This window comes from Micromonospora parathelypteridis, assembly GCF_014201145.1.
Lineage (GTDB): Bacteria > Actinomycetota > Actinomycetes > Mycobacteriales > Micromonosporaceae > Micromonospora > Micromonospora parathelypteridis.
In genome coordinates, this window is sequence record NZ_JACHDP010000001.1 from 2,078,298 (window position 1) to 2,101,922 (window position 23,625).

Annotated in this window: 17 protein-coding genes and 1 tRNA gene; 7 read left to right on the forward strand and 11 right to left on the reverse strand. The window is 70.5% G+C overall.

What is annotated here, in order from left to right; all coding sequences use genetic code 11:
* Positions 1 to 102: 102 nt before the first annotated feature.
* From rho to argS, 9 genes are all read right to left on the reverse strand, one after another.
* Positions 103 to 2,235: a transcription termination factor Rho gene (gene rho / locus HNR20_RS09015; protein ID WP_184178150.1), complete on the reverse strand. Its 2,133-nt coding sequence runs from the start codon at positions 2,233 to 2,235 to the stop codon at positions 103 to 105.
* Between the two features lie 299 nt (positions 2,236 to 2,534).
* Positions 2,535 to 3,479, reverse strand: a complete 945-nt coding sequence (thrB, locus tag HNR20_RS09020; protein WP_184178152.1) for a homoserine kinase — start codon at positions 3,477 to 3,479, stop codon at positions 2,535 to 2,537.
* Positions 3,480 to 3,543: 64 nt separating this feature from the next.
* Complete coding sequence (locus HNR20_RS09025) at positions 3,544 to 4,788, reverse strand: MFS transporter (protein WP_184178154.1); 1,245 nt, start codon at positions 4,786 to 4,788, stop codon at positions 3,544 to 3,546.
* A gap of 11 nt (positions 4,789 to 4,799) precedes the next feature.
* Positions 4,800 to 5,618, reverse strand: coding sequence for a polysaccharide deacetylase family protein (locus tag HNR20_RS09030; protein ID WP_184178156.1), 819 nt, complete (start codon positions 5,616 to 5,618; stop codon positions 4,800 to 4,802).
* 164 nt (positions 5,619 to 5,782) lie between these two features.
* Positions 5,783 to 9,061, reverse strand: a complete 3,279-nt coding sequence (locus HNR20_RS09035; RefSeq protein WP_184178158.1) for an efflux RND transporter permease subunit — start codon at positions 9,059 to 9,061, stop codon at positions 5,783 to 5,785.
* Between the two features lie 185 nt (positions 9,062 to 9,246).
* On the reverse strand, positions 9,247 to 10,296 hold the full coding sequence (thrC, locus tag HNR20_RS09040) for a threonine synthase (RefSeq protein ID WP_184178160.1): 1,050 nt from the start codon (positions 10,294 to 10,296) through the stop codon (positions 9,247 to 9,249).
* Between the two features lie 138 nt (positions 10,297 to 10,434).
* Positions 10,435 to 11,745: a homoserine dehydrogenase gene (locus HNR20_RS09045; RefSeq protein WP_184188205.1), complete on the reverse strand. Its 1,311-nt coding sequence runs from the start codon at positions 11,743 to 11,745 to the stop codon at positions 10,435 to 10,437.
* Positions 11,746 to 11,753: 8 nt separating this feature from the next.
* Positions 11,754 to 13,139, reverse strand: coding sequence for a diaminopimelate decarboxylase (gene lysA / locus HNR20_RS09050; protein ID WP_184178162.1), 1,386 nt, complete (start codon positions 13,137 to 13,139; stop codon positions 11,754 to 11,756).
* A 1-nt stretch (position 13,140) separates the two neighbouring features.
* Positions 13,141 to 14,808: an arginine--tRNA ligase gene (gene argS / locus HNR20_RS09055; RefSeq protein WP_184178164.1), complete on the reverse strand. Its 1,668-nt coding sequence runs from the start codon at positions 14,806 to 14,808 to the stop codon at positions 13,141 to 13,143.
* A 97-nt stretch (positions 14,809 to 14,905) separates the two neighbouring features.
* On the opposite strand from argS, the gene HNR20_RS09060 reads away from it, so the two are divergent.
* The 7 genes from HNR20_RS09060 (at position 14,906) to HNR20_RS09090 (ending at position 20,772) form a co-directional block, all read left to right on the forward strand.
* Complete coding sequence (locus tag HNR20_RS09060) at positions 14,906 to 15,718, forward strand: thioredoxin-like domain-containing protein (RefSeq protein WP_184178166.1); 813 nt, start codon at positions 14,906 to 14,908, stop codon at positions 15,716 to 15,718.
* A gap of 8 nt (positions 15,719 to 15,726) precedes the next feature.
* Positions 15,727 to 16,395, forward strand: a complete 669-nt coding sequence (locus HNR20_RS09065) for a DUF305 domain-containing protein (protein ID WP_184178168.1) — start codon at positions 15,727 to 15,729, stop codon at positions 16,393 to 16,395.
* 381 nt (positions 16,396 to 16,776) lie between these two features.
* Positions 16,777 to 17,469 (forward strand): winged helix-turn-helix domain-containing protein, encoded by a 693-nt coding sequence (locus tag HNR20_RS09070; RefSeq protein ID WP_184188208.1) that lies wholly within the window; start codon positions 16,777 to 16,779, stop codon positions 17,467 to 17,469.
* Positions 17,470 to 17,560: 91 nt separating this feature from the next.
* Positions 17,561 to 17,632 (forward strand) — tRNA-Arg (locus tag HNR20_RS09075).
* A gap of 94 nt (positions 17,633 to 17,726) precedes the next feature.
* Positions 17,727 to 18,530 carry an alpha/beta hydrolase gene (locus HNR20_RS09080; RefSeq protein ID WP_184178170.1) on the forward strand — a complete coding sequence of 268 codons (804 nt, stop codon included), beginning with the start codon at positions 17,727 to 17,729 and terminating at the stop codon, positions 18,528 to 18,530.
* A 63-nt stretch (positions 18,531 to 18,593) separates the two neighbouring features.
* On the forward strand, positions 18,594 to 20,240 hold the full coding sequence (locus HNR20_RS09085) for an amidase (protein WP_184178172.1): 1,647 nt from the start codon (positions 18,594 to 18,596) through the stop codon (positions 20,238 to 20,240).
* A 46-nt stretch (positions 20,241 to 20,286) separates the two neighbouring features.
* On the forward strand, positions 20,287 to 20,772 hold the full coding sequence (locus HNR20_RS09090) for a hypothetical protein (RefSeq protein WP_184178174.1): 486 nt from the start codon (positions 20,287 to 20,289) through the stop codon (positions 20,770 to 20,772).
* Between the two features lie 28 nt (positions 20,773 to 20,800).
* On the opposite strand, the gene HNR20_RS09095 is transcribed toward HNR20_RS09090, so the two are convergent.
* Both HNR20_RS09095 and HNR20_RS09100 read right to left on the reverse strand, forming a co-directional pair.
* A complete protein-coding gene (locus tag HNR20_RS09095; protein ID WP_184178176.1) occupies positions 20,801 to 23,182 on the reverse strand; it encodes an ATP-binding cassette domain-containing protein in 2,382 nt (793 codons plus the stop codon).
* 27 nt (positions 23,183 to 23,209) lie between these two features.
* Positions 23,210 to 23,620: a VOC family protein gene (locus tag HNR20_RS09100; RefSeq protein ID WP_184178178.1), complete on the reverse strand. Its 411-nt coding sequence runs from the start codon at positions 23,618 to 23,620 to the stop codon at positions 23,210 to 23,212.
* Positions 23,621 to 23,625: the final 5 nt, after the last annotated feature.

A 23,625-nucleotide genomic window follows, 5' to 3' on the forward strand; every position in this document is an offset into this window, starting at 1 on the left:
GAAGAAAAACTCCATCCTCGGCACTGGTGCTTGCGGGGTGACATGACGGAGGGGCACGGCCACAGCGGCCGTGCCCCTCCGTCGTCGATCACCAGGAGATGGTTACTCCCCCGGCGTCGACTTCGCGATCTGCATCAGGAACTCGATGTTGGTGCGGGACTGCTTGAGCCGGTCCAGCAGGAGATCCATTGCCGCCTGCGAGTCCAACGAGTGCAGCACCTTCCGGAGCTTGTGGATGATGGCCAGCTCTTCCGGTGCGAGCAGGACCTCTTCCTTACGAGTACCGGACGGGTTGATGTCGATGGCCGGGAAGGTCCGCTTGTCGGCGATCTTCCGGTCCAGCTTCAGCTCCGCGTTACCGGTGCCCTTGAACTCCTCGAAGATGACCGTGTCCGCCATGGAGCCGGTCTCCACCAGCGCGGTGGCGATGATGGTCAACGACCCGCCGTTCTCGATGTTGCGGGCCGCGCCGAGGAAGCGCTTCGGCGGGTAGAGCGCCGTGGAGTCGATACCACCCGACATGATCCGGCCACTGGCCGGTGCCGCCAGGTTGTACGACCGACCGAGCCGGGTCACCGAGTCGAGCAGCACGACCACGTCGTGTCCAAGCTCGACCAGACGCTTGGCCCGCTCGATGGCCAGCTCGGCCACCGTGGTGTGGTCCTGCGGCGGACGGTCGAACGTGGCCGCGATGACCTCGCCCTTGATCGACCGCTGCATGTCGGTGACCTCTTCGGGCCGCTCGTCCACCAGCACCACCATGAGGTGGCACTCCGGGTTGTTGCGGGTGATCGCGTTCGCGATCGCCTGCAGCACCATCGTCTTACCCGCCTTGGGCGGCGACTGGATGAGTGCCCGCTGGCCCTTGCCGATCGGCATGACCAGGTCGATGACCCGGGTGGTCAGGATGTGCGGCTCGGTCTCCAGCCGCAGGCGCTCCTGCGGGTAGAGCGGGGTGAGCTTGTAGAACTCCGGCCGCCGCCGCGCCTCTTCCGGCTCCATCCCGTTGATCGTGTCCAGCCGCATCAGCGGGTTGTACTTGTCGCGCCGCTGGTCGCCGCTGTTGCCACCCTCGCGGGCCGCACGCACCGCACCGGTGATCGCGTCACCGCGGCGCAGGCCGTACTTCTTGATCTGGGACATCGACACGTACACGTCGTTCGGGCCGGCCAGGTAACCGGTCGTCCGCACGAAGGCGTAGTTGTCGAGCACGTCGATGATGCCGGCCACCGGGACGAGAACGTCGTCCTCGCTGACCTGCGGCTCACGCCCGCCGGTGTCGGCACCGGTCTCAGCGCGCTCGCCACGCCCGCGGCGACGGTCCCGGAAGCGGCTGCGCCGACCGCGCCGACCGCCGCCCTCGCCGTCATCGTCGTCGTTGTCCCGCTCCACACGCTCGGCACGCTGACCACGATCATTGCGGTCGCCCCGGTCGCCCCGGTCGTTGCGGTCGCCCCGGTCGTTGCGCTCAGGACGCTCGGCCCGCTCGGTCCGCTCGCCTCGGTCGGCACGCTCCGTGCGGTCGTTGCGCTCGCCACGGTCGGCCCGCTCGCCACGGTCGTTGCGCTCGCCCCGCTCGGCACGCTCGCCCCGCTCGCCCCGGTCGTTGCGCTCGCCCCGCTCGGCACGCTCGCCACGGTCGCCCCGCTCGCCCCGCTCGGCACGCTCCGGACGCTCGGCCCGGTCGCGGCGGTTCTCGCCACGGTCGGCCCGCTCGCCGGCTTCGGCCTCGTCGGTACGCGTCTCAGCCGCACGCGCGGTCTCAGTCGAACGCGCGGTCTCAGCCGCACGCGGCGTCTCCGCCGCACGCGCGTCAGTCGAACGTGTCTCCGCCGCTGCGGCCCGGCTCCGCCGGGTGCGACCACGGCCCTCAGTTTCGGCGGCCGGCTCGGCCGGCGCCTGCTCGGCGCTGCGCCCTTCGGCTGCCGGCCGGTCGGCGGTCTCCCGCACCTCGGCGCGCACCCCCTCACGGGTCGAGGCGGCCGCGACCTCGGCCCGCGGTCGAGGGGTCCCAGCGGCGTTGCCGCCCTGCCGCTCGGAGATCGCGGCGATCAGCTCGCCCTTGCGCATGCGAGCCGTGCCGGAGATGCCGAGCGACGCAGCCAGGCTCTGCAGCTCTGGCAGCAGCATCGCCGACAGACCGGTGCCGCTACGCCGCCGACGGGCGGGAGCGGCGGCGGTGGCATCGCCAGCGACGTTGGAAACATCCGACGTCACGTCGGTGGTGTCGCTCAATGGATTCCTTCCCTCGATAAAGGCCGGGACTGCCCGGAGTCGGAGTTCAGGTGGCCGGGCGGCCTCGGTGCACCCGCCTCGCAAGGACGCGTCGCGGGAGTCTGTGACACAGCAGCCGGTCGGTATCCCGACTCACCAACGTCGGTGAGCAGGTCTCGCCGTCTGCGGCGACCTGTGGAATCTGCGGTGCGGCGTGGGCCTTTGGCAGGGGTGTGACGGGCTAACCGCCGAGAGCTTCGGGGGTGCGCCGCCCCGCAGGAGATCGCGTGCTTCGCGGCTGTGCTAGGTCTAGAGCGTAATCAACTCTTCCGACCTGCGGCAACAGGGTCCCGCTCGGCGTGTCCAAGTCTACCCCGAGCAACCCGCGCGCCGCTGACGTCTATCGGTAACTGCCAGATCTGCCAATCTGTTCCCACTGGGAAGCTCGCCGGAGGCTCGCTGAACGCCAGCACGGTCGGCCCCGCCCCACTGACCACAGCTGCCACACCGGCCGCTCGCAACGCGTTGACCAGGGAAGATGTGGCCGGCATCCCGGCTGCGCGGTAATCCTGGTGAAGCCGGTCGGCGGTGGCCGGCAGCAGCAGAGTCGGGTCGGCGGTGAGCGCGTGCACCAGTAGCGCCGCCCGGCCCGCGGTAAACGCAGCGTCGCCATGCGGCACGGTGGCCGGCAACGCGGCCCGCGCGGTCGCGGTAAAACCTCGCTCCGCCGGAACAAAAACTGTGGGGCGCACCCCGTCGGCGACCGGCAGGGACACCGCCCGGGCCCCGGTCGACTCGGACCAGGCCAACGTGAAACCGCCGAGCAGGCACGGTGCGACGTTGTCGGGATGGCCCTCGATCTCGGCAGCCAGCCGGAGCGCGCCCGAGTCGTCCAGCCGGTGCTCCCCGTCGGTGACCAGCGCGCGGGCCAGCAGCACCCCGGCGACGATCGCGGCGGACGAGGAGCCCAGCCCACGCGCCTGGGGGATCCGGTTGACGCACTCCACGCTCAACCCCGGGGGGTGGGCCCCGAGCACGTCGAACGCGGCTCGCATGGCCCGCACCACCAGGTGCCGGTCGTCGTCGGGCAACTCGCCGGCACCCTGCCCGGTCACCGTGACCCGGACCCCGCCCGACGAGACCTCGGCGGCCACATCGTCGTGGAGGCCGAGGGCGAGACCCAGCGCGTCGAAGCCCGGACCCAGGTTGGCGCTGGTCGCGGGGACCCGGACACGGACCGGCCCAGCGGTGAAATTCGTCGGCACGCGCTCATGCTAGGGCTCGGCACCGACGATCCGGTCCGGTGCCCGCAGCCTGGGACCGCCGGATTCAGGCGGCCGGGTCCGGCACCGGCTCTGCGACCGCGTCGGTGAGCGAGAGTCGGCGGGTGGCGATCCGCCAGCCGACGGCGTACACGACGGTGACCAACCCGCAGCCGGCGAGCACCACCCGTTCGTCCACCTCGTCGACCACCAGGGCCACCGCCAACTGGCTCACCGAGATCGCCAGCGTCGCGAGCATCATGTCGGTGGCGAAGACACGCCCACGCAACCGGTCCGGGACTTCGCCCTGCAGGGCGAAGTTCGACATCACCCAGTTGCTGCCCCCGGCGAAGTGCGCCACGAAGACCAGCAACAGCACCAACGGAAACCACCGTACGAGCGATGCGCCCAGGTAGGACAGGCCGTACAGCGACATCGACAGCGCGAGCCCGGGCAGCAGCCACGACCGGTTGGTGAGCACCCGTCGCATCAGGATCGGCCCCACCAACGCCCCGGCGCCGCGCACGGCGAAGAGCAGGCCGGCACCGAGCGGGCCGACGCCGTACACACCGGCCAGCAACGGGAACACGGTCAGCACGCCGTTGCCCAGGCCGACCGCGGACTTCACCGTGACCAGCGCGAGCACCCGGGGACGGTGACCGATGTAGCCGAGCGCCTCGCGGACGGCGGTCCAGGTGCGCTGGACCGGTAGGTCGGCGTCCCGCGGCGCCTGCAACGGCCGGCGGATCCGCGTGGCGAGGCCCGCGGCCAGCGCCAGGCCCACCGCCGCCACCCAGAAGCAAGCGTACGGGCCGGCAGCGGTGCTGAGCACGCCGCCGAGCGAGGCGCCCACCACGGTCATGGTGCCCCAGGCCGAGCCGGCCACGGCGTTACCGGCGGCCAGCTCGTGCGGTTCCAGCACGTTCGGCAGCGCGGCCTGGGCGGCCGGCGAGTAGAACGCCTTGGCCACCGCGACCACTCCGATCGCGACCAGCGCCAGCCACGCCGTTCCGGCGTCCCGCACGCCGAGCAGCAGCAACACGCCGACCAGCGCGGCCACGTTCGCGACGATCATGATCTTCCGGCGGTCGAAGCGGTCGGCGATCGTGCCGGTGTACGGCAGCAGCAGCGCCACGATGCCGGTGTCCACCGCCAACACCAACGCGCCCCAGACCCCGCTGCCGGTCAGGTGCGGCAGCAGCACCAGCAGCGGCACCATGACGAACCAGTCGGCGCCGAAGACCACCAGTTCGGCGAGGAAGAGATTGCGGAAACTCCGATTGCCGGTAAGGACCGAAAGGGTGGACGCCACGGAGCGGGACCCTACCCGGTCGGCGTAGGGGTCACGCCTGCTCCCAGCAGCGCGGAGACGGTGACGAATGTGAAACCGCGCGCCCGCAGCCCCTCGATCATGGCGGGCAGGCCACGTAGCGCGACCAGCCGTCGCGGCGGTCCCACATCGTGTCCGAGCACGATCGTCCCCGGCCGGACATCGGCCACGACGCGTCGGGCGTGGCCGGCTGGATCACCCGGGAACTCGCGCTCCACCATCTGCAACGACCAGAGCACCAGTCGATAGTTGAGCCGGGCCGCCGCGTGCAGCACCGCCCCACCCAGGTGACCGTAGGGCGGGCGGACCAGTCGGGGTGCGGTCCCGGTCGCGTCGGCGATCGCGTCGTGACTGCGGCTCAGGTCGTCGTACGCCTCGACGGCGTCCATCTGCGCCAGGTCCCGGTGTGTCCAACTGTGGTTGCCCACCTCGTGCCCGGCGAGCCGACCGCGAACCACGTCGGCGTACCGCCTGACCTGAGCCCCGACCAGGAAGAAGGTCGCCGGCACCCGGTGCTGGGCCAGGGTGTCCAGCACCAGCGGAGTCCACTGTGGTGCGGGACCGTCGTCGAAGGTGAGCGCGACCAGCCGCTGCCCGGTCGGCACCGACCAGACGACCGCCAGCGCCCCGGGCGCGAGGCCCTGCTGCTGGTTGACGAGCGTGGCGCTCGCCGGGCCACCGCCGAGAGGCAACCGGCGATGGGCGCTCTGCCATGCCTGCGACGCCCCCGCGCCGACGGCCGCCCCGCCCGCCAACAGGCCGCTCCGGCGCAGCAGATCGCGCCGGGACCACCCGTTCGCGCTCTCGCTCATCCACCCGCCCGCTCTGCAAACACCGCCACGCAGCCACTAAGAGTATGCAAGGCATGACACAAAGTGCAGGTTCAGGTCCTCCCCGTCGGAGTGTCCCGGCCGGTGACGCAGGAACGCCCCCGGCGAAACCCGCCGGGGGCGTTCCTGGTGCTGCTGGTCCTTACTTACTCGGTCGGCTCCGACGGGGGTAGTGGCGAGGTACGGCTACGGGGCAGCCGCAGCACCTCGAACTGGTCCGTGCCCTCCACCAACGCGCCCGACGGGGCGGGTCGTCCGGCCGGCTGTGCGCTCCCGGCCGTCGCCGGGGCGGGCGCACCGCTCGGGACCGCGACCTGGTTCGGGCCCGTCACCTCGTCGGTCTCCGCCACGGTCTCCGCCGGCTCGCCGGAGCGCCGCCGGTTGCGTCGATCCCGCAGCGACTCCTTGGTGTGCTCCACCATCGTGTACAGCGTCGGCACCAGGATCAGCGTGAGCAGCGTCGAGCTGAGCAGACCACCGATCACCACGACCGCCAGCGGCTGCGAGATGAAGCCGCCCTCACCGGTCAACCCGAGCGCCATCGGCAGCAGCGCGAAGATGGTCGCCACCGCGGTCATCAGGATGGGGCGCAGCCGCCGCCGTCCACCCTCGACCACCGCTTCCCGGACGTCCATGCCCTTCGCCCGGTACTGGTTGATCAGGTCGAGCAACACGATCGCGTTCGTCACCACGATGCCGACCAGCATCAGCACACCGATCAACGCCGGTACGCCGAGCGCCGTCCCGGTGATCAGCAGCAGGCCGATCGCGCCGGTCGAGGCGAACGGAATGGAGATCAGCAGGATCAGCGCCTGGGTCAGGCTGCGGAACGTGGCCACCATGATCAGGAAGACGATCGCGATCGCCACCAGCACCGCCAGGCCCAGGTCGCCGAAGGCATCCGCCTGGTCCGCGCTGACGCCCCCGATCGTGAAGCTCGCACCCGGCACGTTGAGGGCGTCCAACCGCTTCTGCAGCTCCGCGCTGGTCGCGCCCAGGTTCGAGCCGGTCGCCGCGCCGGTCACCGACACGCTGCGCTCACCGTCGATCCGGCTTACCTGCTGCGGCCCCTCGCCCTGGGTGACGTCCGCGATGTCGTCCAGCTTGACCGAACCCACCGGCAGCGCCCGCAGCTCGTCCAGCGTCATCGGCGGCTGTGAGCCGAACCGCAGCACCACGTTCTGCTGCTGACCGTCGAGCGCGACCTGACCCAGCGGCGCTCCCCGGAACGCCTGCGAGACGAGCTGCCCCACGGCGGCCTCGGTGAGCCCGGCCCGGCCGGCGGCGACCCGGTCGACCGTCACGTCGACCCGCGGCACCCGCTCGGCCAGGCTCGTGGAGACGTCCTCGACGTCCGGGACGCCAGCCATCGCCGCTCGGGCTTCCTCGGCGGCCCGGTTCAGCACCTCCGGGTCGCTGGCCTGGACGATCACCTCAAGCTGGCTGGTCGACGCCTCCTGCCCGCCACCGAAGCTGATCTCACCCACGCTGGCGCCGAGCTTGTCGAACTCCTTGCGCAGCACCTCACGCATCTGCTTCGCGTCGGTGTCACCGTCGAGCGCCAGGTTCCAGCTGGCGACGTTGTTGCCGCCGCCGCCCCCGAACGGGTTGTCCCCACTACCCGCGGTCACCTGGTACGTCTCGACGCCCTTGGTGCCCGACAGCACCGACTCGGCCTGCTTGGCCGCGGCGTCGGTGGCCGCCAGGCCACTGCCGGCCGGCAGCTCCTGGCTCATGTTGAGGGTGTCCTGGCCAGAGTCGTCCAGGAAGTTGGTCTCCAGCTTCTGGGACAGGCCGAAGGTCGCGAAGAGCACCAACAGGCCGAGACCCACGGTGATCCACCGGGTCGACCGCTTGCGGGTGGCGAACCCGATCACCGGCAGGTAGGCCCGCTGCAACGGGCTGCGCAGCTCCTTCTCCTCCGCAGCGCGCCGCACCGCCTCGTCGTCCACGGTGCCGCCGCGCGGCTTGAGGAACCAGTACGCCAGCACCGGGATCACGGTCAGCGACACCAGCAGCGAGGCGAGCAGGGCCACCGTCACGGTGATCGCGAACGGCGCGAAGAGCTGGCCCACGAACCCGCCGACCAGCGCGATCGGCGCGAACACCGCCACGGTGGTGAGGGTGGACGCGGTCACCGCACCGGCCACCTCGCGGACGCCGGTGACGATGGCGTGCCGCTTCTCCTCGCCGTACTCGAGATGTCGTTTGATGTTCTCCAACACCACGATCGAGTCGTCGACCACCCGGCCGACCGCGATGGTCAACGCGCCGAGGGTGAGCAGGTTGAGCGAGTAGTCACCGATCCACAGGGCGATCAGCGCCACCAGCACGGAGAGCGGGATGGAGACCGCGGTGACCACCGTCGAGCGCACCGACAGCAGGAAGATCAGGATGACGATGACCGCCATCACCAGGCCGAGCAGGCCCTCGGTGGTCAACGACTCGATCGACTTCTCGACGAACGGAGCCTGGTCGAAGACCACGGTCAGCTCCGCGCCGGAGGCGTCCTTCAGGTCGGCGAGCCGGTCGCGGATCTCGTGCGAGATCTGCACGGCGTTGCCGTCCGGCGCGGCGGTGACCGCGATGCCGAGGCTGTCCTTGCCGTTGGTCCGGGTGATCGCGGTGGCAGGGGCGAGCTGCTGCTCGACCGTCGCCACGTCACCGAGGCGGACGGGTGCCGCGCCCGGGGCGACCACGATGCCGCGCAGGTCCTCCATGGTGGCGATCGGCGTACCGACCTGCACCGGAAGGGCCAGCGCGCCGTCGTTCACCGCGCCGGCCGGAACCGCCACGCCGTTCGTCTTCAGCGCCGCGCCGATCGCCGTCGGCTGGATCTGCGCCGCGGCCAGCTTCGCCGGGTCCGGGGTGACCACCACGACGTCGTCGCGGGTGCCGGTCACCTCGACCGTGCGCACCCCCTCGATGCCCTCCAGTTCCGGCACCACCGTCGCGCTCAGCTTCTCAGCGAGCGCCCGCTCGTCGGCCGTGCCGGCCGCGGCCAGTACCACCGCCGGCAGGTCGTCGGTGCTACCCGCGATGACCTGGGGGTCGACGTTCTCCGGCAGCTGGGCGTTGATGCGGCTCAGCGCGGTCTGCATCTTGTTGACCACGTCGTCCAGGTCGGTACCGAACTCGTACGTCACCTGGACGGTGGCCGACCCCTCGCGGGACGTGGAGGTGACCTTGTCCAACCCCGGGATGCCCTGGAGGGCGTTCTCGATCGGCTCGGTCACCTGCGACTCGACGATCTCGGGGCCGGCACCGGGGTAGGCGGCCACGATGAACGCGGCCGGGAACTCGAGCGACGGCAGCAGTTGCTGCTTCAGCGACGGCACGGCGAACGCTCCGAACACCGTGGTCACCACCGCGATGAGGGCAATCAGCCCTCGGTTGGCGAGGCTGAATCTGGCGAGCAGCGACATCGGCCTGGCTCACTCCTGAACGAGAATGCGGGCGGGGATACCCGAAAGTGTGCCGGATCCGATCACTGGAACCCCCGCCGCCCCCACGCCGTCAGGCTGCTCGCGCGCTCCCCGCCGGTACCACCGGTCGCCACCGTGTGTTGAGCGTCACGCGGCCCCGGCCCGCACGAGCGGCGGTGACGCGCTCAGGCGAGGTCGAGGGCGCGGGCGGCGGCCATCGGGTCGTTCGCGATGGTCAACGGCGCCGGCGCGGTGGAGATCGCCCATTCCGGGTCCTTCAACCCGTGACCGGTCACCGTGCAGACCACCGTCGATCCGGGCGGCACCGCACCCGCCGCGGCCTGCTGAAGCAGACCAGCCACGCTGGCCGCGCTGCCCAACTCGACGAAGACCCCCACCTCGCGGGCGAGCAGTCGGTACGCGGAGAGGATCTCCCGGTCGGTCACGGCGGCGATGAGGCCACCGGAGGCGTCCCGAGCGTCCAACGCCTTGGTCCAGCTCGCCGGGTTGCCGATCCTGATCGCGGTGGCGATGGTCGACGGCTCCGGCACCACCTGCCCGGTCACGATCGGCGCCGCCCCGGCAGCCTGGAAGCCGTACATCTTGGGGGCCCGGGTGGTGGCGCCGGCGGCCTGCTCCTCCGCGTACCCCATCCAGTAGGCGGAGATGTTGCCGGCGTTGCCGACCGGCAGGCAGTGGATGTCGGGCGCGTCACCGAGCGCCTCGACGATCTCGAAGGCGGCGGTCTTCTGGCCGTGCAGCCGGTCGATGTTGACCGAGTTGACCAACGCGACCGGGTGGTCCTGAGCCAGCTTCGCGGCGAGCGACAGGCAGTCGTCGAAGTTGCCGTTCACCTGGAGCAGCTTCGCGCCGTGCACCAGCGCCTGGGCCAGCTTGCCCAATGCGATCTTGCCTTGCGGCACCAGCACCGCGCAGGTCAACCCGGCCCGAGCCGCGTACGCCGCGGCGGAGGCGCTGGTGTTGCCGGTGGAGGCGCAGATGATGGCCTTGTTGCCGGCCTCGACCGCCTTGGACACCGCGAGGGTCATCCCCCGGTCCTTGAACGAGCCGGTCGGGTTGGCGCCCTCCACCTTGAGGTGCACGTCGCACCCGATCCGGGCGGACAGCACCGGCGCGGGCAACAGCGGAGTGTTCCCCTCGTGCAGGGTGATGACCGGCGTGGCCGCGGTGACCGGCAGCCGATCCCGGTACGCCTCGATCAGACCCCGCCACATGTCGTTCTCCTCGCCTCTACCGCCGCGCCGACCCGAGCATCAGACCACCTTGGACCAGCCTGCGGGAGCGGTCGATGGCACACCCCGGGTTACCCACCTGGCGGGACGCGCGAGCCGTCCCACCGATGGTTCAACGACTCAGGCGCCGCCTTCGACCCGCAGCACACTGGTCACCGACCGGACAATGTCCAGACCGCGCAGCTCGCCAACGGTCGCGGCGAGCGCGGCGTCCGGTGCCACATGGGTGACGATGACCAGCTCGGCGTCGCCGTCACGACCGGGCGACCCACTCGCCGAACCCTGCCGCACGGTCGCGATCGAGACGTCGTGCCGGGCGAACACGCTCGCCACCGAGGCGAGCACACCTGGGCGGTCGGCCACGTCGAGGCTGACGTGGTAGCGGGTCAACGCCTCGCCCATCGGCCGGACCGACAGGTCCGCGTACGCGCTCTCGCTGGCCGCGCGGACCCCGGCGAGCCGGTTGCGCGACACCGCGACGACGTCGCCGAGCACGGCGCTGGCGGTCGGCGCGCCCCCGGCGCCCCGACCGTAGAACATCAGCTGCCCGGCCGCGTCCGCCTCCACGAAGACCGCGTTGAACGCGTCGCCGACGCTGGCCAGCGGGTGGCTGCGCGGGATCATCGCCGGGTGCACCCGGACGCTGACCGTCTCCCGGCCGGTGGGGTCGACGCCCCGGGCCGCGATGCAGAGCAGCTTGATGGTGCAGCCCATCGCCTGCGCGCTGGCCACGTCCGCGGCGGTCACCTCGGTGATGCCCTCGCGGTGCACGTCGGCGGCGCCGACCCGGGTGTGGAACGCCAGCGAGGCGAGGATCGCCGCCTTCGCCGCCGCGTCGAAGCCCTCGACGTCGGCGGTCGGGTCGGCCTCCGCGTAGCCCAGAGCGGTGGCCTCTTCGAGGGCCTCGGCGAAACCGGCGCCGGTCGCGTCCATCGCGGAGAGGATGAAGTTGGTGGTGCCGTTGACGATGCCGGTGACCCGGTTGATCCGGTCCCCGTGCAGCGACTCGCGCAGCGGGCGCAGCAGCGGGATGGCCCCGGCCACGGACGCCTCGTAGTAGAGGTCGCCGCCGCCCTCGGCCGCCGCCTCGTGCAGGGCCACGCCGTCCTCGGCGAGCAGCGCCTTGTTGGCGGTCACCACGCTCTTGCCGGCGCGCAACGCCTCGACCAGCCAGCCGCGGGCCGGCTCGATGCCGCCGACCACCTCGATCACGACGTCCACGTCGTCCCGCTTGATCAGGCCGAGCGCGTCGGTGGTGAACAGGGACTCGTCGACCGGCAGGTCACCCCGGTCGCGGCCGAGCCGACGGACGGCGATGCCGGCGATCTCCAACGGAGCGCCGATCCGCGCGGCCAGGTCGGCCGACTGCTCGTGCAGCAGTCGGACCACCTCCTGGCCGACCGTGCCACAGCCGAGCAGCGCCAAGCGCACAGGTGACGTCATCCAACATCCAATGCGAGCAGGTCCTCTTCGGTCTCCCGCCGGACGATCAGGCGCGCCTGGCCGTCGCGCACCGCGATCACCGGTGGCCGGGGCACATGGTTGTAGTTGCTGGCCATGCTCCGGCAGTACGCACCGGTGCCGGGCACGGCGACAAGATCTCCGGGCTGCACGTCGGCGGGCAGGAATTCATCCTTCACCACGATGTCCCCGGACTCACAGTGCTTTCCCACCACGCGGGCGAGCATCGGCTCCGCGCCCGAGGCCCGGGAGGCCACCGTCGCCGAGTAGGACGCGTCGTACAGGGCGGTGCGGATGTTGTCGCTCATCCCGCCGTCGACACTGACGTACGTCCGGAGGCCGTCGAGGTTCTTGACCGTGCCGACCTCGTAGAGGGTGAACACGGACGGGCCGACGATGGCCCGCCCCGGCTCGATCGACAGGTGCGGCACGGCCAGGTTCTCCGCCGCGCACTCCGAGTCGACGATCTTGCGCAGCCGCTTGGCCAGGTCCTGCGGTGTGGCCGGGTCGTCCTGGGTGGTGTACGCGATGCCGAAGCCGCCGCCCAGGTCCAGCTCGGGCAACTCCACCCCGCGCGCGTCGCGGATCTGCGACTGCAGGGCGAGCACCCGACGGGCCGAGACCTCGAAGCCGCTGGCGTCGAAGATCTGCGAGCCGATGTGCGAGTGCAGACCGCGCAGCTCCAGCACACCCTCGTCGAGGATCTTGAACGCGGCGTTCGCGGCGGCACCGCCGGCCAGCGAGAAGCCGAACTTCTGGTCCTCGTGGGCGGTGGCGATGAACTCGTGGGTGTGCGCCTCGACGCCGACGGTGACCCGGACCAGCACCCGGGGGCGAACCCCGCGCTCGCGGGCCAGCGCGGTGAGCCGGTCGATCTCGGTGAACGAGTCGACGATGATCCGACCGACCCCGGCGTCCAGCGCCCGGCTCAACTCGGCGGCCGACTTGTTGTTGCCGTGGAAACCGATCCGCTCCGGCGGCATCCCGGCCGAGAGCGCGGTGGCCAGCTCACCTCCGGTGCAGACGTCCAGGTGCAGCCCCTCCTCGGCGATCATCCGGACCACCGCGCGGCAGAGGAACGCCTTGCCGGCGTAGTAGACGTCCTCGGTCGGGAAGGCCGCCCGGAAGTCGCGGCAGCGCGAGCGCAGGTCGGCCTCGTCGAGGACGTACACCGGGGTGCCGAACTCGGCCGCGATGTCACGGACGCTCAGGCCCGCGACGGCCAGCGCGCCGTCCGCGCCACGCGTCACCGACCGCGGCCACAGCGTCGGCAGCAGGGCGTTGACGTCCTCCGGGGTATGCAGCCAGGCCGGCCCCCGGTTGCTGATGTCCGCGTGCAGCGCACCAGCCTCATGAGCCCTCATGTCACATCCTCTCGGGTGCGGAGACGCCGAGCAGGTGCAGACCGTTGGCGATCACCGTGCGGGTGGCGTTGTTGAGCCAGAGCCGGGCGCGGTGCAGGTCGGTGACCTCTTCGTCGCCCAACGGCAGCACTCGGCAGTTGTCGTAGAACCGGTGGTAGGAGGCCGCGACGCTCTCCTCCAGGTAGCGGGCCACCCGGTGCGGCTCACGCAGCTCGGCCGCGGTCGCCACCACCGCCGGGAACTCGGCGAGCGCCTTGAGCAGCTCGTTCTCCTTCTCGTGGTCGAGCAGATCGGGGCGGAACGCGTCAGCGGCGCCCGGCACCAGCCCCACCTCGGCGGCGTTGCGGGCGACACCCGCCGTCCGTGCGGCGACGTACTGCACGTAGTAGACCGGGTTGTCGCGGGTCGCCCGGGTCCACAGCTCGATGTCGATGTCGATCGGGGAGTCGCTGGAGTAGCGGGCCAGCGCGTACCGGGAGGCGTCCACCCCGATCGCGTCGACCAGGTCCTCCAGGGTGATCACGGTGCCGGCCCGCTTGCTCATCCGCATCGGGGCGCCGTCGCGCAGCAGGTTGACCAGCTGCCCGATGAGGATCTCCAGGTTGCGCTCCGGGTCGTCGCCGAAGCAGGCGGCCATCGCCTTCATCCGGCCGATGTAGCCGTGGTGGTCGGCGCCCAGCATGATCACGACCCGCTCGAAGCCGCGCTCCCGCTTGTCCAGGTAGTAGGCGCAGTCCGCGGCGAAGTACGTCCACTCGCCGTTGGACTTGCGCAGCACCCGGTCCTTGTCGTCGCCGAAGTCGGTGGTGCGCAGCCAGGTGGCGCCCTCGGACTCGTAGAGGTGACCCTGCTCGCGCAGCCGGTTCAGCGCCAGGTCCAACTCGCCCCGGTCGTGCAGGTCCTTCTCGTTGAAGTAGGTGTCGAACTCCACCCCGAAGTCGCGCAGCGAGGAGCGGATCTCGTCGAACATCAGCGCGACGCCCTCGACCCGGAAGACCTCCTGGGCGGCGGCGTCGTCGAGAGACCGCACCTCCGGCCGGCGGGACTGCACCTCGGTGGCGATCTCGGCGATGTACGCCCCGCCGTAGCCGTCCTCCGGCGCCGGCTCACCCTTGGCGGCGGCGAGCAGCGATTGGGCAAACCGGTCGATCTGTGAACCGGCGTCGTTGAAGTAGTACTCCGTGCCGACGTCGGCGCCGGTGGCACGCAGCAGCCGGCTCAGCGCGTCGCCGACGGCCGCCCAGCGGACCCCGCCGATGTGCACGGGGCCGGTCGGGTTGGCGGAGACGAACTCCAGGTTGATCCTCTCGCCGGCGAGCCGGTCGCTGCGGCCGTACTCCGCGCCGGCCTCGACGATCACCCGGGCGAGCTGACCGGCGGCGGCCGCGTCGAGCCGGATGTTCAGGAAGCCCGGGCCGGCGATTTCTACCGATTTGATACCCGGTGCCCGGCCCAGCTCGTCGGACAGGGCGGCGGCCAGTTCCCGGGGCGGCACGCCCACCTTCTTGCTCAACTGCAGAGCGAGCGTCGAGGCGTAGTCGCCATGCTCGGGGTTGCGCGGTCGCTCCACCACCGTGCTCGCCGGCAGCGCGGCGCGGTCGAGCCCACGCTGCTCGAAGACGGCGTGGGCGGCGGCAAGGACGACCGAGGCTAGTTCTGCAGGAGTCACCCAACCATGTTATCGGGGGTAGACTCGGGCACTCGGCGGCTCCCCTGCGCGTCATCCGGCCCGCCACTCCCCTGACCGACCGACTTGACGAGGCACGATGAGCATCAGCACCCCGGGTGGCCCTGAGCGCCGCCCGACCGTGGTCAGCACCGGCAAGAAGCCGGCCGCGGGCCGGCCGGCGTCCGGCGCCAAGGCCGGTTCCGGCAAGCCGACGGGCAAGCCGGCGGGCTCCCCCCGGGCCGGTGGCAAGGGCCCGCGCAAGCCGGTCACCCCGGTCAAGGTGAGCCAGGGTCGGGCCTGGGGCCCGATCGCGCTCTTCGTCGCGGTGGGCGTGCTCGCGGCCGGGATCATCGGTTACGGCGCGTGGGCGTCGTTCCAGGGCGCGAAGCCGTGGGACAAGCGGGCCAACGCCATCGACGGCATCGCCAACATCCGCAAGTCCGACCCGGACAGCCTGAAGTACGAGTCGCACAAGTCGGGCCCGCTGACCTGGAACTACTCGCCGCCGGTGGGTGGGGTGCACAACGCCGCCTGGCAGAACTGCATGGGCGACGTCTACGACGCCCCGATCGCCAACGAGCACGCGGTGCACAGCCTGGAGCACGGCGCCGTCTGGGTCACCTACCGGCCGGACCTGCCGAAGGACCAGGTCGACAAGCTCGCCGGCAAGGTGCGCGGCGTCGAGAAGACGCTGATGAGCCCGTACGAGGGCCTGGACAAGCCGATCTCGCTCCAGGCCTGGGGCTACCAGCTCAAGGTCGACAACGCCGACGACTCGCGGATCGACGAGTTCATCAAGGACCTGCGGGTGAACGCCTCCGTCGAGGGCCCGACGGCGCTGTGCAACACGGGCATCACCGCCACCGGCACCACGCCGCGTGAGCTTCAGCAGCAGCCGCCCACCCAGTAAGGACCGAAATGACTGCTCCCGCCACCACCGACAGCGATTACGACGAGGTCCAGGCCGCCCCGGAAGAGGGCGGCCGGGCCCCGGCGCGACGCTACGGCGTGCTGGCGCTCGCCATCATGGTGGTGGTGGGGCTGCTCCTCGGGTACGCCGGCGGTCTGCTCACCCCACGGCTCACCCGACCCGGGGACGCGTCGGTCGAGGCGGGCTTCGCGCGGGACATGACGACCCACCACGCCCAAGCGGTGGAGATGAGCCTGCTCGCGTACCGGTCCGCGACGCTTCCCGAGGTGCGGCAGATCGCCGTCGACATCGCCACCGGGCAGCAGGGCGAGATCGGGGCCATGCAGACCTGGCTGCGCGAATGGGACCTGAGCCCGACCGGGTCGCAGCCGCCGATGTCGTGGATGTCCGACGGAGCCACCGTCAAGGACGGGCTGATGCCGGGGATGGCCACGCCGCAGCAGATGGCCGCCCTGCGCGACGCTCAGGGCATCGAGGTCGACCGGCAGTTCCTGACCTTGATGTACAACCACCACCTGGGCGGCATCCACATGATCGACGCGGCGCTCGGCGAGACCGACAACGCCGAGGTGCTGCGGGTGGCACAGGTCATGAAGTCCACCCAGCAGACCGAACTGAACAACCTCAAGCAGCTCCAGGCCCAGGCCAAGGGCTGATCGACCGGACGGGCAAACCCGGCCCGCGTCACCGCCGTACGTCAGCGGGACGCGGGCCCGCTCGTGTCAGCCGGACACGCTCAACGGCACCGCAGTGATCGACCCCAGGTCGGCGCCCTTGATCGACTCCAGGTCGCCGATGTGGGGGTGTCATCGCGTGCGGATACCCCCACATCGGCGAAACGGAGTCGATCAAGGGCGCTGAGCACCCCTTCCAGCGCCGGGCGCATGATCAAATCGACCCCCACAGGGGCGTGTCGTGCAATATCGTCCGCTGATGCCCCTTACGGGCGATTCGAGCGGTCCAACCGATTACGTTGCTTAGAGAGTTTTCTCCCCACATATCGTGACCAGTTGCGATTCGTGCTCGTTGCCCAAGACGTGGGGGTTGCACTCAGAGACGCACGGCGTTCGGTCACCAGTTGGTGCCGACGCCACACCATCGGCGGTGACGGGGCGGTGGCAGCCGTCCGTCGCGGACAGCGGCAGGGCGAGCCGGGAATGCTCAGCCGCGAACAGGAACTCGAACTGATCGACACACTGCGGGGCGTCCACCCCGACGAGTTCGGCTTGGACGAGGAGCTGTGGACACGGCAGAGCCTCACCACGCTCATCCAGCGCCGATTCGACCTGCCGCTGGATCCTGGCGCGGTCGGGGCGTACCTCCGGGCCTGGGGGTTGGGTCCGCGCGAGCCGCGCGAGCGGGCCTGCGGGCTCTGCGTCAGCGCGGTCGAGCGCTGGGTCCGCAGCGAGTACCCGGCGATCACCCGGGCCGCCCAGGAGCACCTCGCGGAGGTCTACTGGATCGGCCGGGTCCGGCTGCGCGGCACCATGCCGACAGCCGACGTGATCTCCGCGGTCTCGTCGCGTGGCCGGGTGCGCTTCATGATCACCACGCCGACGGTCGACCCGCCGCTCCCCCGCGACTTCGTGCTGCGGCTCAGTGGCGAGGAGCAGCGCACCGTGCACCTGATCGTGGACGGCTCCTGGCCGCGCAACGAGTGGCCACGCCGGCTCCCCCGGCGAATCGTCCTGCACCCGCTGCCCAGCTGTGGGCGGGCGGTCGCGGCCTGAGCACCGGGTAGGCGGTTGCCGACACGATCGGCTCACCCGATACCGATTCGGCGTACGGGGGGCTGGTTTGCTAGTCTTCTCCAGTCGCTGAGCCCCCGTAGCTCAGGGGATAGAGCACCGCCCTCCGGAGGCGGGGGCGCAGGTTCGAATCCTGCCGGGGGCACAGACCAGTCGAAGATGCCCCGGCCATCCGGCCGGGGCATCTTCGCGTTGACCGGCCGACAGGTCGTTGGCTGTCGTCTGCGGTTGATGGTCGAATGCTGGTCATGGCAGCCTGCCGCGAATCTTCGATGGTCTACGAGACCGTCGACGGCAGCAAACTGCCCCTGCTGGTCTTCGATCCGGCCGACGGCACCCCACTCGCGGCCGGCATCGTCCTGTTCCACGGGGGCGGCCTGCGCTCGGGATCGGCGGACGGGCTGGTCGCACACTGCCGTGAGCTGGGGTCGCGCGGAATCTTCGCGGTGTCGGCCGGGTACCGACTGCTCGGCCAGGGCGCGGCGAGTATCGACGACTGCGTCGCCGACGTCCGGCAGGCGGTGGAGCACTTCACGCGGCTGGCCGCGGCACGCGGGCTCAAGCCGTCGTGTCTGGCCTCGGGCGGCAGCTCGGCCGGTGCCCATCTCGCGCTGGTCGCCGCGCTGACAGCCTCCGGTACGACCCCAACGGTGCCCGGACCCGGTGTCGCGGCCGTCGTGGCCCTCAACCCGGCGGGCCTGGATCTTCTCGCCTTCTCGCCGGAGCGTCAGCGTTCCATCGAACAGGAGGTCGGCATCGCCACGGGACGGGCGATCGAGTACTCGCTGATCGAGTTCGTACGGCCAGGGAGTCCGCTGATGCTGATTCACCACGGCACCGCCGACGAGGTGGAGCCGATCGAGCACGTGCGGCGGTTCCGAGACGCGATGGTGCAGGCCGGCAACGAGTGCACGCTGCTCGAATACGAACAGGCCGAGCATGGTTTCCACTACCCCGGCCACAGCGGGCACTTCGAGGACGTCATCGACGCCACCGCCCGGTTCCTCCTCGATCGGAGCCACGCCGGCCCTTACGGGTACTGACTAGGGGATCTGGTCAGGCTAGCCGGATGTCCTCCACAGGGGAATGAGCCGAAACTCGGCGCCATGCACATCAATATCGGCATCCCGTTCGCCCGCCGTCGTCGCCTCGCCTCGTCCGTCCTGGCCCTCGGTCTCGCCGCGGGCGCGCTGGTCGCCCCCAACGCGTCGACAGCCACTCCTCCTCTCCTGAGCCGACCCGGTCTGGCCAACGATGTCGTCACCATGGGCGTCGACGACCTGCGCCAATTGCTGCAACGCAGGCAGGTGACCTCGGTCCAACTGGTGCGCGAGTACCTGCGCCGCATCGACGCCTTCGAGGACGCCTACGGCGACCAACCCGGCATCAACGCTGTCATCACCGTGAACGACGACGCCCTCGACGAGGCCGCGAAGCTCGACACCGAACGGCGCAAGGGCAGGGTTCGCGGACCACTGCACGGCATTCCGATCCTGGTGAAGGACAACTACGACACGCACGACATGCCGACCACCAACGGCTCCGAGGCACTCGCCGGAACAAGGCCACCTGACGACGCCACCCAGGTGGCGAAGCTGCGCGCGGCCGGCGCGATCATCATCGCCAAGACCAACCTGCATGAGTACGCCTCCGGCATCACCACGATCAGCTCCCTCGGCGGCCAGACCCGCAACCCGTACGACCAGACCCGCAACCCCGGCGGCTCCAGCGGAGGCACCGCAGCCGGGGTGGCGGCGAGTTTCGCCCCGGTCGGCATGGGCTCGGACACCTGCGGTTCGATCCGCATCCCGGCTGCCCACAACGGCCTGGTCGGGCTGCGCCCGAGCCTCGGACTGTCCAGCCGGGACGGCATCCAGCCGATGTCGGCGACCCAGGACGTCGGCGGCCCGATCGGTAAGTCAGTCAGGGACGTCGCGCTGGTCCTCGACGCGACCGTCGGTTATGACGTCAAGGACTCGGTGACCGCCGCCTCGATCGGCCAGACACCGGAGAGCTACACCTCGTCGCTGAGCACTCAGGCGCTACGCGGTAAGCGGATCGGCGTCCTCACCGACGTGCTGGGCACGACCGCCGTCGAGCAACCCGCCACCGATCTCATCCGGCAGGCGGCGGCCGACATGTCCGCGCAGGGCGCCACCGTGGTCGATATCGGCCACCAGCAGCGGATCCTCGAGCTGGTCGCCGGGTCGGACGTGGTCAACGACGAGTTCGAGCGGGACCTCAACCGCTACCTCGCCCAACCCGGGATCACCTTCCCGGAAGGTCTGGCCGCTCTGGAGGAGCCGCGCGACCAGGTCACCCTGGCCGACATCGTCACCTCCGGCAAGGTCACTCCGACCGTGCTCGCCACGCTGCAGGGCCGGTTGGGTCGCTCGCAGCCCACCGACGCGTACCTCCAGCGGTTGCTGACCCGCACCGAGCTGCAGAACGCACTGCGCGAGCTCATCGCGAGCCTCGACCTCGACGCCGTCCTCTACCCCACGGTCATGCAGCAGGCCACGAAGATTCCGGAGAGCCAGCCGGGCAGCACCTGCCCGTTGTCGGCCAACACCGGCTTCCCGGCACTGACCATGCCAGCCGGGTTCACTCCCGACCACCTGCCGATCGGAGTCGAACTTCTCAGCCTGCCGTTCACCGAGCCCACCCTGCTCGCCATGGCCTACGACTACGAGCAGGCCACCCAGCATCGCAAGCCGCCGGCCAGCACCCCACCCCTGAGAGCCCGTTCCTAGTCTCCGGCCGACGGTGCAGCTAGCCCGCTAAGGCCAGCGAGCGCGGATGCTCGAGAATGTCGCCGTGCTGTTCCTCGTTCTGCTCCTCGCCGCGCTCGCCGGGGCCACCACCGCGACGGTCCTCACCGTCCGTAGCCTCAGAGCGGTGTTCCGGGAAGGCGGACGTGACCGGCCGGGTTGGCTGCGGACGGCGGCGCTCCTCGCCGGTGCCGGCACCGTCGCCATGTACGCGTGGGGTCTGCTCCACCTCGGCTACGCGGTGCTGCGGGCGGAGGACGGCGGAGCTGGCTCCTTCCCGATCGAACCCTGTCGGGAGGCCGGGCCGCAGCGGGCCAGCCAGGTCAACGGGTACGAGGTCAGCTACCTACCGATCCGCTTCGAGTGCCGCCTCACCGGCGGCGGCACGTATGTCACCTCAGCCGTGCCCGGGTACGTCAACCCGAGCACGACCGTCCTCGGACTGCTTACCGCCACGTGCGGGGTCCTCGCCGCCACGACGGCACAGCGCGAGCCGTCGCCGCCGGTCGCGTAGTCGGTCGACCGGCGGCGACGGCCTCCGCTCAGGTGCCGACGTACGCCGCCAGGTGCTCGCCGGTGAGGGTGGAGCGGGCGGCGACGAGGTCGGCGGGTGTGCCCTCGAAGACGATCCGGCCGCCGTCGTGGCCGGCGCCGGGGCCGAGGTCGATGATCCAGTCCGCGTGCGCCATGACCGCCTGGTGATGCTCGATGACGATCACCGACTTGCCGGCGTCGACGAGGCGGTCGAGCAGGCCGAGCAGCTGCTCGACGTCGGCCAGGTGCAGGCCGGTGGTCGGCTCGTCGAGGACGTAGGTGCCACCCTTCTCGGCCATGTGGGTGGCCAGCTTGAGTCGCTGCCGCTCGCCGCCGGACAGGGTCGTGAGCGGCTGCCCCAGGCTGAGGTAGCCGAGCCCGACGTCGGCGAGGCGGTCGAGGATGGCGTGCGCGGCCGGCGTACGTGCCTCGCCCGCGCCGAAGAACTTCTCGGCCTCCGTCACCGACATCGCGAGCACCTCGCTGATGTCGCGGCCACCGAAGCGGTATTCCAGCACGGATGCCTGGAACCGCTTCCCCTCGCAGTCCTCGCAGGGGGCGGCGACACCGGCCATCATCCCCAGGTCGGTGTAGATGACACCGGCGCCGTTGCAGCTCGGGCAGGCGCCCTCGGAGTTGGCGCTGAACAGCGCCGGCTTCACACCGTTGGCCTTCGCGAACGCCTTGCGGATCGGGTCGAGCAACCCGGTGTACGTGGCCGGGTTGCTCCGCCGCGAGCCACGGATCGCGCCCTGGTCGATCGAGACCACACCCGCGCCCGCGGGGATCGAGGAGTGCACGAGCGAGCTCTTGCCGGAGCCGGCGACACCGGTCACGACGACGAGCACCCCGAGCGGTACGTCGACGTCGACGTCGTGCAGGTTGTTGGCCGTCGCCCCACGGATCTCCAGCTTGCCGGTGGGCGTCCGGACCGTCTCCTTGAGAGCGGCCCGGTCGTCGAGGTGTCGGCCGGTGATGGTGCCGCTGGCCCGCAGGCCTTCCAGGGTGCCCTCGTAGCAGACGGCACCGCCCTCCGTACCGGCTCCGGGACCGAGATCGACGACGTGGTCGGCGATGGCGATGGCCTCCGGCTTGTGCTCCACGACCAGCACGGTGTTGCCCTTGTCGCGCAACTGCAGCAGCAGCTCGTTCATCCGCTGGATGTCGTGCGGGTGCAGCCCGATCGTCGGCTCGTCGAAGACGTAGGTGACGTCGGTGAGCGAAGAGCCGAGGTGGCGGATCATCTTGGTGCGCTGCGCCTCGCCGCCCGAGAGGGTGCCCGACGGCCGGTCGAGCGAGAGGTAGCCCAACCCGATCTCCTCGAACGAGTCGAGCAGGTGTTGCAGCCCCGCCAGCAACGGGGACACCGACGGTTCCTCGATTTCCCGTACCCAGGCAGCCAGGTCGCTGATCTGCATCGCGCAGGCGTCGGCGATGTTCCTACCCTTGATCTTCGACGACAGCGCTTCCTTGCTGAGCCGGGTGCCGTCGCAGTCGGGACAGGTCGTGAAGGTCACCGCCCGCTCCACGAAGGCACGGATGTGCGGCTGCAACGCGTCGATGTCCTTGGAGAGGAAGGACTTCTGGATCTGCGGGATCAGACCCACGTACGTCAGGTTGATCCCGTCGATCTTGATCTTGGTTGGTTCCCGGTGGAGCAGGTCCTGCAGCTCCCGCTTGCCGTACTTGCCGATCGGCTTGTCCGGGTCGAAGTAGCCGCAGCCACGGAAGATCCGGCCGTACCAGCCCTCCATGCTGTAACCCGGGATCGTGATCGCGCCCTCGTTGAGCGAGAGGCTGTCGTCGTACAGCGCCGACAGGTCGATGTCGGTGACCGCGCCCATGCCCTCGCAACGCGGACACATGCCGCCGAGGCGGGTGAAGGTCGCCTTCTCCGTCTTCGTCTTGCCGGCGCCGCGCTCGACGGTGATGGCGCCGGTGGCCCTCACCGAGGGGACATTGAAGGAGTACGCGTTGGGCGAGCCGATGTGCGGCTGCCCGAGCCGGCTGAACAGGATGCGCAGCATCGCGTTGGCGTCGGTGGCGGTGCCGACGGTGGATCGCGAGTTCGCGCCCATCCGCTCCTGGTCCACGATGATCGCCGTCGTGAGGCCATCCAGCAGGTCGACCTCGGGTCGCGCCAGCGTCGGCATGAAGCCCTGCACGAAGGCGCTGTAGGTCTCGTTGATCATCCGCTGCGACTCGGCGGCGATGGTGCCGAACACCAACGAGCTCTTGCCGGAGCCGGAGACCCCCGTGAACACCGTCAGCCGGCGCTTCGGGATCTCGACGCTGACGTCCTTGAGGTTGTTGACCCGCGCGCCCTGCACGCGGATCAGGTCATGGCTGTCGGCAACGTGCGGCGCGGACGGCTGGTTGGCCGTGCTCATCCTGTCTCCATCTGTCGTGCGGGACGGTCAGCGCACTTCCTGGATGCGGATCATATTGCCGGCGGGGTCCCGGAAGGCACAGTCCCGTACGCCGTACGGCTGCTCGGTCGGCTCCTGGACGACCTCGGCGTCGCTGGCCTCCAGCTTGGCGAACGTGGCGTCGAGGTCTTCGGTGGCCAGGTTGACGCCGAAGTAGCTGCCCTTGGCCACCAGTTCGAGGATGGTCTGGCGCTCGTCGTCGGTGATCCCGGGGGAGGCGGCCGGCGGGTGCAGGACGATCGACGTCGTGGGCTGACCCGCGGGCCCGACCGTGATCCAGCGCATCCCCCCGTAGCCGACGTCGTTGCGAACCTCGAAGCCGAGGGTGTCGCGGTAGAAGGCCAGCGAGGCGTCGGGGTCGGTGTGCGGAAGGAAACTCGAGTGAATGGTGATGTCCATGGCCG